At 61.6% G+C, this 10,225-nt stretch carries 11 protein-coding genes and 1 pseudogene; 10 read left to right on the top strand and 2 right to left on the bottom strand.

Annotated features, from left to right (window positions below; translation table 11 throughout):
• Positions 1-94 precede the first annotated feature (94 nt).
• The 4 genes from rpmH to yidC all read left to right on the top strand — a co-directional run bounded on the left by rpmH (position 95) and on the right by yidC (position 2,764).
• Entirely contained in the window at positions 95-229 is a 135-nt protein-coding gene (gene rpmH, locus BPHYT_RS19850) for a 50S ribosomal protein L34 (protein ID WP_004198824.1), read from the top strand.
• 23 nt (positions 230-252) lie between these two features.
• A complete protein-coding gene (locus BPHYT_RS19845; protein WP_012434888.1) occupies positions 253-738 on the top strand; it encodes a ribonuclease P protein component in 486 nt (161 codons plus the stop codon).
• Between the two features lie 106 nt (positions 739-844).
• Positions 845-1,075 carry a membrane protein insertion efficiency factor YidD gene (gene yidD, locus BPHYT_RS37395; RefSeq protein WP_007180115.1) on the top strand — a complete coding sequence of 77 codons (231 nt, stop codon included), beginning with the start codon at positions 845-847 and terminating at the stop codon, positions 1,073-1,075.
• A 30-nt stretch (positions 1,076-1,105) separates the two neighbouring features.
• Positions 1,106-2,764 carry a membrane protein insertase YidC gene (yidC, locus tag BPHYT_RS19840; protein ID WP_012434887.1) on the top strand — a complete coding sequence of 553 codons (1,659 nt, stop codon included), beginning with the start codon at positions 1,106-1,108 and terminating at the stop codon, positions 2,762-2,764.
• A gap of 138 nt (positions 2,765-2,902) precedes the next feature.
• On the opposite strand, the gene BPHYT_RS19835 is transcribed toward yidC, so the two are convergent.
• Positions 2,903-3,310 (bottom strand): transcriptional regulator, encoded by a 408-nt coding sequence (locus BPHYT_RS19835; protein WP_012434886.1) that lies wholly within the window; start codon positions 3,308-3,310, stop codon positions 2,903-2,905.
• Between the two features lie 370 nt (positions 3,311-3,680).
• Here BPHYT_RS19835 and mnmE point away from each other — a divergent pair, with 370 nt between their 5' ends.
• The 3 genes from mnmE (at position 3,681) to BPHYT_RS38720 (ending at position 6,861) form a co-directional block, all read left to right on the top strand.
• A complete protein-coding gene (gene mnmE, locus BPHYT_RS19830; RefSeq protein WP_012434885.1) occupies positions 3,681-5,075 on the top strand; it encodes a tRNA uridine-5-carboxymethylaminomethyl(34) synthesis GTPase MnmE in 1,395 nt (464 codons plus the stop codon).
• 174 nt (positions 5,076-5,249) lie between these two features.
• The gene (locus BPHYT_RS19825; RefSeq protein WP_012434884.1) at positions 5,250-6,464 is read left to right on the top strand and encodes a tyrosine-type recombinase/integrase; all 1,215 of its coding nucleotides are present in this window, start codon (positions 5,250-5,252) and stop codon (positions 6,462-6,464) included.
• Positions 6,465-6,699: 235 nt separating this feature from the next.
• Positions 6,700-6,861, top strand: a complete 162-nt coding sequence (locus BPHYT_RS38720; protein ID WP_012434883.1) for a hypothetical protein — start codon at positions 6,700-6,702, stop codon at positions 6,859-6,861.
• A gap of 87 nt (positions 6,862-6,948) precedes the next feature.
• Here BPHYT_RS38720 and BPHYT_RS19820 read toward each other — a convergent pair whose 3' ends face one another.
• Entirely contained in the window at positions 6,949-7,272 is a 324-nt protein-coding gene (locus BPHYT_RS19820) for a hypothetical protein (RefSeq protein ID WP_012434882.1), read from the bottom strand.
• A gap of 285 nt (positions 7,273-7,557) precedes the next feature.
• Between BPHYT_RS19820 and BPHYT_RS39135 the strand changes: the two genes are divergently transcribed.
• The 3 genes and pseudogenes from BPHYT_RS39135 to BPHYT_RS19810 all read left to right on the top strand — a co-directional run bounded on the left by BPHYT_RS39135 (position 7,558) and on the right by BPHYT_RS19810 (position 10,198).
• Positions 7,558-7,776: a hypothetical protein gene (locus BPHYT_RS39135; RefSeq protein WP_238535606.1), complete on the top strand. Its 219-nt coding sequence runs from the start codon at positions 7,558-7,560 to the stop codon at positions 7,774-7,776.
• A 12-nt stretch (positions 7,777-7,788) separates the two neighbouring features.
• Positions 7,789-8,373: pseudogene (gene dinD / locus BPHYT_RS19815) on the top strand (DNA damage-inducible protein D); the annotation flags it as partial.
• Between the two features lie 199 nt (positions 8,374-8,572).
• The gene (locus tag BPHYT_RS19810; RefSeq protein WP_012434881.1) at positions 8,573-10,198 is read left to right on the top strand and encodes a methyl-accepting chemotaxis protein; all 1,626 of its coding nucleotides are present in this window, start codon (positions 8,573-8,575) and stop codon (positions 10,196-10,198) included.
• Positions 10,199-10,225: the final 27 nt, after the last annotated feature.

The raw sequence follows: 10,225 nt of genomic DNA, 5'->3' as shown, positions 1-10,225 counted from the left end.
ATAGCGGGTTCCGCGAAAACCAATTCAGTGAACCACCGGCCATTGCGCTTTCAGCGATGATCGCGCGGTTATTTTTCGATCAAGTGAGAGCAACATGAAACGTACTTACCAACCTTCCGTTACCCGTCGCAAGCGCACCCACGGCTTCCGCGTTCGCATGAAGACCGCAGGTGGCCGCAAGGTCATCAACGCACGCCGCGCGAAGGGCCGCAAGCGCCTCGCCATCTAAGGCAGGCGTTGCACGCGACGCTTATGCCGGGTAGTGAAGCCCGCGGTGAAGCGGGAACGGCTGAGGCGCAGCAACTGGGCTCGGTTCCGTTGCGAGCGCAAGCCGCCTTCCCCAAAGCCGCAAGGCTGCTGAAAACGGATGAATTTTCATCCGTTTTTCGTTTGCGCCCGTGGCGCCGCACCGCTCACTTCGTGGTGTACGGCCGGCCTACCGGCAATGAAGCTCGCTTAGGCCTCGTGATCGGCAAGAAGTATGCGCCGCGCGCGGCCACGCGTAATCTGGTACGTCGAATCGCGCGTGAAGCCTTCCGGCTGCGCCGCGCGGAATTCGGCGGTTGGGATGTGCTGCTGCGTTTGCACACGCGCTTCGACAAGAAAGCTTTGCCGAGCGCCTCGTCGCCGCCGTTGAGGGCGCTGTGCCGCAGCGAAATCGAGGCGCTGCTCGACAAGGCAGCGCGCGAAGTGACCCGTCGCCAGGCGCCGCCCGCGGAAGCGCCCAAGACGGAATGACGCTCAAGTGACCGCCCGCTTTGCAGTTCAGACCGCTCCGGCGGCCGTGCTGCGCGGGCGTCGCCCGGTACTCCACGTTGCGCGGCGCCGTCCGGCCGCACCAGCCATGCAAACGGTACTCATCGCTTTACTGCGTTTCTACAAGGTTGCCGTGAGCCCAATGCTCGGCAACCGGTGCCGTTTTTACCCTTCCTGCTCTGATTACGCGCGCGAAGCAATCCAGTATCATGGCGCCGCGCGCGGGACTTATCTCGCCGCCAGGCGTATTTGCCGCTGCCACCCGTTTTCCGCGGGCGGCATCGATCTCGTCCCGCCTCCCACTTCTGAAAAGCGCTGACGCGCCGTTCCATCGACACTGAGACAACGCATGGATATCAAACGCACCGTCCTATGGGTCATCTTTTTCATGTCAGCGGTCATGCTGTTCGACAACTGGCAACGCGACCACGGACGCCCGTCGATGTTCTTCCCGAGCGCCACGCCGACCAAGACCGTCGGTAGCGCCGCACCGGGAACCACGACGCCGGGAACCCAGCCCGCCGATCTGCCGGCAACGAACGCAGCCGCACCGGGCAACGCGCCGGCGGCCACGCAATCGCAACTGGTCAAGTTCAACACCGACGTCTATAGCGGTGAAATCGACACTCGCGGCGGCACGCTGTCGAAGCTGTCGCTCGTGAACAAGGGTGACGGCAAGCAGCCGGACCTCGTCATCACGCTGTTCGACCGCACCGCGAACCATACGTATCTGGCGCGCACGGGCCTGCTCGGCGGCGATTTCCCGAATCACAACGACATCTACACGCCGTTGCCGAACCAGCAGCACGACCTGACGGGCGACGAAAAGTCGTTCCAGCTCAGCTTCGAGTCGCCGGTGAAGGGTGGCGTGAAGGTCATCAAGACCTACACGTTCACGCGTGGCAGCTATGTGATCGGCGTCGACACGAAGATCCAGAACGTCGGCACTGCGCCGGTGACCCCGTCGGTCTATATGGAACTGGTACGTGACGATCAGCCGGTGGAAACGCCGCGCTTCTCGCACACGTTCATCGGACCGGCTGTGTACACCGACCAGCATCACTTCCAGAAGATGACGTTCGGCGACATCGACAAGAACAAGCAGGATTACGCGACCTCGGCCGACAACGGCTGGATCGCAATGGTCCAGCATTACTTCGCGTCGGCCTGGATTCCGCAGCAAGGCGTGAAGCGCGACATCTACGTCGAGAAGATCGATCCGGCGCTGTATCGCGTCGGCGTGAAGGAGCCGGTGCCGACCATCGCCCCGGGTCAAACCGTCGACGTGTCCGCTCGTCTGTTCGCGGGTCCGGAAGAAGAGCGCATGCTCGAAGGCATCGCGCCGGGTCTGGAACTGGTGAAAGACTACGGCTGGGTGACGATCATCGCCAAGCCGCTGTTCTGGCTGCTCGAGAAGATCCACAGCTATGTCGGCAACTGGGGCTGGTCGATCGTGCTGCTCACGCTGCTGATCAAGGCGGTGTTCTTCCCGCTGTCGGCCGCGAGCTACAAGTCGATGGCGCGCATGAAGGCGATCACGCCGCGCATGCAGGCACTGCGCGAACGCTTCAAGGGCGACCCGCAGAAGATGAACTCGGCGCTGATGGAGTTGTACAAGACCGAGAAGGTCAATCCGTTCGGCGGCTGTCTGCCGGTCGTGATTCAGATTCCGGTGTTCATCTCGCTGTACTGGGTGCTGCTGTCGTCGGTGGAAATGCGCGGCGCGCCGTGGATTCTGTGGATTCACGATCTGTCGCAGCAGGATCCGTTCTTCATCCTGCCGGTGCTGATGGCCGTCTCGATGTTCCTGCAGACCAAGCTGAACCCGACGCCGCCGGACCCGGTTCAAGCCAAGATGATGATGTTCATGCCGATCGCGTTCTCGGTCATGTTCTTCTTCTTCCCGGCCGGTCTGGTGCTGTACTACGTCGTGAACAACGTGCTGTCGATCGCCCAGCAGTACTACATCACGCGGATGATGGGGCAGACGAAGGCCAAAGCGGCTTGATGACATGTGCTTGAGGTGGGCGGAAGCGCCCACCGTCGTCTGAAGCTCAGATAGCAGCAGTAGAAAAAAAGCCGCCCGGCGCAAAACCGGGCGGCTTTTTTTCATTCTCTCCGCAAAACACGCCGCGCGATGCCGCGCCTATTCCTCTTCCGCGTCTTCACCGTAAAAGCGCACGATCATCTCTTCGACCAGGAAGCGGTCTTTCGGCGTGAGCGACTCGATCTTGGAAGCGAGCTCGATTGTCTCGGCCGACGGTGGATATTTCTCGCCACGCGCCAGCGGCCTCGCGTTCACGCCCGGAGACGGCCCATAGTGCAGCCAATGCTCTTTCACGTTCAGCCATTCGGCCAGCGTACGCAACTTATCGGGCTTGGGAATCGTCGTACCGGATAACCACTTATGAGCGGTTTGCGGCGTCACCTCTCGCTCGCCTCGATAGCGAAGGTTGAATTGCTCGGCGAGCTTGGTCCCGCCGCGAATCTTCAGCGGCTCCAGCAGGTCCTTCAGCCGTTTGGCGAAGGCGGCTTTTTCTTTATTGGTCGGCATGGGCCGGATTGTGCAATTCAACGTTCAAACAGTTGACAACCGGACGAGTTTAGTTTTAGCGTATTTGAGATACTTTTAGCTTGCGAGGCGCTTCAGGCAATGGGTCTGCCGAATTTGTAGAATTTTGGTGTTTTTCCTTGTCTGGCATGCCTGTCTGCGGCTTCGCCGTCCTACAACTTCTTATTTATTCTCAAAGAGCGCAGTAGCAATCCTAGCTCGTTTGAGATAAATCCGAACCGCGCGAATCAGTCGGCTTCCGCCATCAACAAGAGCGCCGCGACACGGGCAGCGAAAGCGCCCGCGTTACAATGCCTCGCGCCGTGCTGACCGGCGCCACCCTCCCCTCCTCTCCGCTTTTGCCACGCTCTCTATGCTCACCACCGATTCCGATCCAATCGTCGCCATTGCCACCGCGCCCGGCCGGGGAGGCATCGGTGTCGTGCGAATTTCGTTCGGCCGTGCGGGAGAGGCGGCCGCCCAGCCACTGATGCAGGCGCTCACCGGCCAAACATTGGCACCGCGCCACGCCAGCTACGTCCCGTTCCTCGACGTCAGCGGCAACGCGCTCGACCGCGGCATCGCGCTGTACTTTCCGGCGCCGCATTCCTACACCGGCGAGCATGTGCTCGAACTGCAAGGCCACGGCGGTCCGGTAGTGCTGCAACTGGTGCTGCAGCGTTGCATCGACGCCGGCCGCGCGTTCGGTCTGCGCCTCGCCGAGCCCGGCGAATTCACGCGCCGCGCCTTCCTCAACGACAAGCTGGATCTGGCGCAAGCCGAAGCGGTTGCCGATCTGATCGAGGCCAGCACCGAGGCCGCGGCACGCTCAGCGGGCCGCTCGCTCGACGGCGCGTTCTCGCGCGACATTCACGCGCTGGTCGAAGACGTGATCACGCTACGCATGCTTGTCGAAGCGACGCTGGACTTCCCCGAAGAAGAGATCGACTTCCTCGAAGCCGCCGACGCCCGCGGCAAGCTCACGCGCATCCGCGAGCGTCTCGCGCACGTGCTGAGCGAAGCGCGGCAAGGCGCGTTGTTGCGCGAAGGGCTCTCGGTGGTGCTGGCCGGGCAGCCGAACGTCGGCAAATCGTCGCTGCTGAACGCGCTGGCCGGCGCGGAACTGGCGATCGTCACGCCGATCGCCGGCACGACGCGCGACAAGGTCGCGCAGACCATTCAGATCGAAGGCATTCCGCTGCACGTAATCGACACAGCCGGCCTGCGCGATACCGAGGACGAAGTCGAAAAGATCGGCATTGCGCGCACGTGGAGCGAAATCGAGCGGGCGGATGTCGTGCTGCATCTGCTCGACGCGCGCACCGGCATGACCGCTGAAGACGATGCGATTGCCGGACGCTTTCCGCGCGGCGTGCCAGTGGTGCGCGTGCTGAACAAGACGGACCTGACCGGCCTCGCGCCGGCGACGCAAGCGCTCGACGCGGACCTCGAACTGAGCGAAGTGCGGCTGTCGGCGAAACAGGGCGACGGCGTTGCGCTGTTGCGCGACGAACTGTTGCGGATCGCCGGCTGGCAGGCGGGCGCGGAAAGCGTCTACCTGGCGCGCGAGCGGCATCTGATTGCACTGCGCGCGGCCGAGGAGCATCTGGCGACTGCTGCCGCGCACGCCGATCAGAACTCGCAGGCGCTTGATTTGTTCGCGGAGGAACTCAGGCTCGCGCAGGACCAGTTGAATTCGATCACCGGTGAGTTCAGTTCGGATGATCTGCTCGGAGTGATTTTTAGCAGGTTCTGTATTGGGAAGTGAGCGAGGGACGAGGCTGAGCTATTCGGGCCCATTACAAAGGTATATCTCGTGATTTTTAAATTCGCACTAACCGACGGAGACGCCCACTCCGTTGACCCAAAAATCGCCGAATCTTTGGTACACAGCCACCATACGGTTTAAAATCGCCGCTGTCCGAACACCCGCGATCCGAACATGCCCCGCCTAGCCGTCCCGCTCACCGAAGCCCAAGTCCGCGCGCTCGAACCGCGCGACACCCGCTATTGCGTCGCAGACGGCAATGGTCTCGTCATCGAAATCATGACGACCGGCACCAAGATCTGGCGCTTCCGCTACACGCTGAACGGCAAACGCCAACCGCTTGCCACCATCGGCGACTACCGGATGATCTCGCTGCGTGTCGCGCGCGCCAAGGCGCAGAAGTATGCGGAGATGGTCGCGCAAGGCATCTCGCCGGTCGCCACGGCGCGGCGCGACCGCGGCGCGGAAAGCAAAGCCGATATCCTGCGCGAAGCCGCCGAGCTTTATCTCGCAACGGAAATGGCCGGCAAGTCGGAGGAATACCGTCGCACCACGCGGCGGGCGCTCGACAAAGACGTCTTGCCCGCCATCGGCCACATGCAAATCAAAGCGGTGACCGCCGACGACATCGTCGCGATATGCGACCGAATCAAGAGCCGCGGCTCGCCGAAAATGGCGCTGCATACGCGCAACGTGGTGAAGCGTCTCTACGAATATCTGATCGCCCGGCAACTCGCATCCAGCAATCCGGCCGAGGTCGTGCCGGCGCGCTCCATCGCTACTTTCGACAGCCGCACCCGCGTGCTTTCCGGCGACGAGATCGGCGCCATGTTCCGCTCGATCGATGCGTCGAACATTCGCCGACCCTTGAAGCTAGCGCTGCACCTGCTGGTGCTGACGATGGTGCGCAAGTCGGACCTGGTCGAATCGACGTGGGCCGAATTCAACCTGGACAAGGCGATGTGGACGATCCCCGCTGCGCGCCTGAAAAAAGACCGCGATCAGCGCGTGCCGCTTTCCCAGCAGGCCGTCTCGATGCTGCGCGAGCTCGACCACGCCAAGGCCAGCCGAAAGTTCGTATTCCCGAGCGTCAGAGGCGACGATCGGCCGATCGCCAAAAGTACGCTGAATCAGGCGGTCAAGGCACTCGGTCTGGACGTGGAGCATTTCGTCCTGCATGACTTCCGGCGCACCGCAACGGCGCATCTGCGCAAGCTGATGCAGCCGTCAGACGCGCTCGACCAGAACACGGCGACGACGCCCGGGCATATCGCGCAAGGTGCGAGCGCGGAGAATGCCGCGAAGCAGCGATGGGTCATGCAGCGGTGGGCGGATTTTGTGGATGCGCAGATCGAAGGCACACGTAGAGGCTCGACCAGTACGCCTTGAAACCGGTCTCGTCGGGCACCAAACCTTTGAAATATGGAATTTCAATGGTACACAAAACGCGTACTGTACGACCCAACCTACTGTTAGAAATAAGAAATCCTAATTCCCCACTAGGTTTCAAAGGTGAGGAAAAAGACGCCACCGACCGCCCGCCACGATCGCATCACACAGACCTTTTCTCCCGCGTTTCATCGCCTAAACTGAAGGGTGGACGCAACTCGATACGGAGGCTCCCATGTCTGAATCGTTGATCGCTTATTTATTGGGGCCTGCTGTCATGCTGCTGGTCGGCGTTGCTATCTGGGCCGCGTCCCATTACCACCAGAAGACAAAGCCGCAAAGACTCGAACGCTGGCTCGACACGCACTATGCGGAGTGGCTGCATCACAGGCACTGAGTCGCGCTTGAAATAAAAAGGCCGTCGCGTAACACGACGGCCTTTTTGTCTGTGGCGCGCGCAACGACGCGCGCGCTCCACGATTGATTACCAACCCGGCTGAGGCTGCGGATATCCGTATTGAGCCGGCGGCGGCGCACTGCACGCCACATAAGCACGTTGGTACTGGTCATAGCAGTATCCCGGCGGCGCTTGCGCATAGACAGGCGCGGGCTCATACGCCGGCTGCGCATACACGGGCTGCTGGTACGCCACCACCGGCGCAGGATTCAGCACGGAGGTCACCACCGCCCCGAGCACGGCCCCGCCGATCAGCGCACCGACGACATCGCCGCCATTACCGTGCGCCGATGCTTGCCCGGCCACGCTCAGACTTCCCACCATCACCAACGCCACTGCGATCTTTTTCATGTTTGACTCCCCGCCGTTCAGGCATGGAACAGATTGTGGCGGGGGCGCGCAGAAATAGATGCTGCAAGTGGTAACGGGACATTACCCGTGTAACGCGGTACATCGGTGCACTGTAGCCCGCGTTGCCCTGCCAGCGTAGGAAAGCACTGCTTCAACCAGCGACAATCCTGACGCGTTGATCTCCGCTGTCTGATGGTCTGGTCCAAGCCCCCTTCATAAAATCGACGTGAGGTTGCCGGATGTCGCGCGGCCCGGCTGTCCACGTAACGAACCAAGGGAGCCACTATGACGAGTCACACTTTCGACGGTATCAAGCAATTCAGCGAACACAATGTCGAGTTCTGGTCAGCGCGAGAGCTTCAGTTGCTTCTCGAATATGCAACGTGGGACAAGTTCAGGCGCGTCATCGAGAAGGCAAGCGAAGCGTGCAAGCACTCGGGCCACAGCGTTTCCGACCATTTTTCCCAAGTGGGAAAAATGGTCGGCCTCGGCTCTGGCGCGTAGCGCACGGTCGAAGACTTCCGCCTGTCGCGATATGCGTGCTATCTCGTCGTACAGAATGGTGATCCGTCGAAGCCGGTCATCGCAAACGGGCAAACATACTTTGCGATTCAGACCAGGCGTCAGGAAGTTGGTGACGGCAAGGCTTTTGCCAATATGGTGGAGGATCAGCGTCGCCTGATGCTGCGCGGCGAACTGACTCTTCACAACAAGAAACTAGGCGCAACCGCCCGCAGTGCCGGCGTCCAAACCACACTCGACTATGCAGTCTTCCAGGATCATGGCTATCGCGGCCTCTACGGTGGCTTGGGCGCAAAGGACATCCACGCGCGCAAGAGTTTGAAAAAGAGTCAGAAAATTCTCGACCATATGGGCAGCACCGAGCTCGCCGCCAATCTTTTCCGCGCGACCCAAACGGAGGAGAAATTGCGCCGCGACGGTGTCCAAGGCAAGCGGCAAGCCAATCAGACGCATTTTGAGGTGGGCGGCAAAGTCCGCGACACCATCCGCGAACTTGGTGGAACCATGCCAGAAGCGTTGCCGACACCCGAAACAAGCATCCGGCAGATCACGCGCGATACCAAGAAGTCCCAAAGCTGATTCAGCGTACGCTACATCCGTGCACCCCGCGCGCCAGGCGATACCCCGCTTCCCCATTCCACCGATCAATGTAAAATCCGCCGCATAACCTGTCGGATAGTTCTGACAACCCGCAAAGCTTTTCCAGCCCGTCGATTGAAGCATCGGACCACATCGGCAACACGGGTCGAGACAAGCGAAAAAAGTAAGGGGCGTGCGCGTGAAACAATGGACCATCCGGCAACGGATTCTGTGCAGCTTCGGAATCGTGCTGATCGTGATGCTGGCGATGGCAATCGTCACGTTCGAACAGCTCGGCGGCATCGATCGCGACGCGAAGAGTCAGCAGGAAGATTCGATGCCCGGCCTATACTACGCGACCGCGATGCGCGCGGCCTGGTTCGAGAACTACACCGTCACACAGCGCCTCGTCTACGTGGACGCGGATCCCGAGTCCGTCAAGCGCGACACCGAACGTTTGCAAGACACCGAGCAAACACTTCAGAAGCTTCTCGGCGACTACGGCGCGACCATCTTCCGCGACAACGATCGTGGGTTCTTCAACGACTTCCGCCAGCAACACACCCAGTACCTGCCGATCCAGGCATCGCTGTTGAACGCCCTGCCGAGCTCGAAAGAGAACGCCGTGCGTATCTTCAACACGCAACTGACGCCGATCTGGGAAGCGGGCCGCCTCTCGGCGCGCAAACTGGTCGACAACAACAAGGCCGACGCCGACAAAGCCGCCGAAAGCATCCGCAGTTCGGTCGAGGCAACCCGCATCGTGTTGCTCGTCATGCTGTTGATCGCCGCGATCGTCGCCGTGCTGGCCGGGTACTGGCTGCTGCGCGCGGTCACCACGCCAATGGCCAAAGTGCTGCGCGTTGTCGACGTGATGCGCACCGGCGACCTGACCCAGCGCCTGCAACTGAATCGCGCGGACGAAATCGGCGCGCTCGAAGCGGGCTTCAACCGCATGACCGACGAACTCACCGCACTGGTCGGCCAGGCGCAGAAATCGGCGGTGCAGGTCACGACATCGGTGACGGAAATCGCCGCGACTTCGCGCGAACAGCAAGCCACCGCGAACGAGACCGCCGCCACCACCACCGAGATCGGCGCCACGTCGCGTGAAATCTTCGCGACCTCGCGCGACCTGCTGCGTACCATGAACGAAGTGTCCGAAGTGGCCGGCCAGTCGGCGGCGCTCGCCGGCACCGGCCACGCCGGGCTCGCGCGCATGGAAGAAACCATGCGCCTCGTGATGGAAGCGGCCGGCTCTGTCAACGCGAAGCTCGCGATCCTCAACGAGAAGGCCAGCAACATCAATCAGGTCGTCGCCACCATCACCAAGGTCGCGGACCAGACCAACCTGCTCTCGCTGAATGCGGCGATCGAAGCGGAAAAAGCCGGCGAATACGGCCGCGGTTTCGCGGTCGTGGCAACCGAGATTCGCCGCCTCGCCGATCAGACCGCCGTGGCGACCTACGACATCGAACAGATGGTGAAGGAAATCCAGTCCGCGGTGGCCGCCGGCGTGATGGGCATGGACAAGTTCTCCGAAGAAGTGCGGCGCGGCATGCTCGACGTGCAGAACGTCGGCGGTCATCTCACGCAGATCATCCAGCAGGTGCAGCAGCTCGCGCCGCGCTTCTCGATGGTCAACGAAGGCATGCAGACGCAGGCCACCGGCGCCGAGCAGATCACCCAGGCGCTGACGCAACTCTCGGAGGCCGCGCAGCAGACGGCGGAATCGCTACGTCAATCGACCCAGGCGATCGACGATCTGACGCACGTCGCCAACAGTCTGCGCACCGGCGTGTCGCGTTTCAAGGTGACGGCCTGACGCGCCACGGCGCGCCGCTCGACGCCG

Source organism: Paraburkholderia phytofirmans PsJN (genome assembly GCF_000020125.1).
In the GTDB taxonomy this organism is placed as follows: Bacteria; Pseudomonadota; Gammaproteobacteria; order Burkholderiales; family Burkholderiaceae; genus Paraburkholderia; species Paraburkholderia phytofirmans.
Note: the sequence above shows the minus strand (reverse complement) of the source record. Positions and strands in the feature narration are given on the sequence as shown.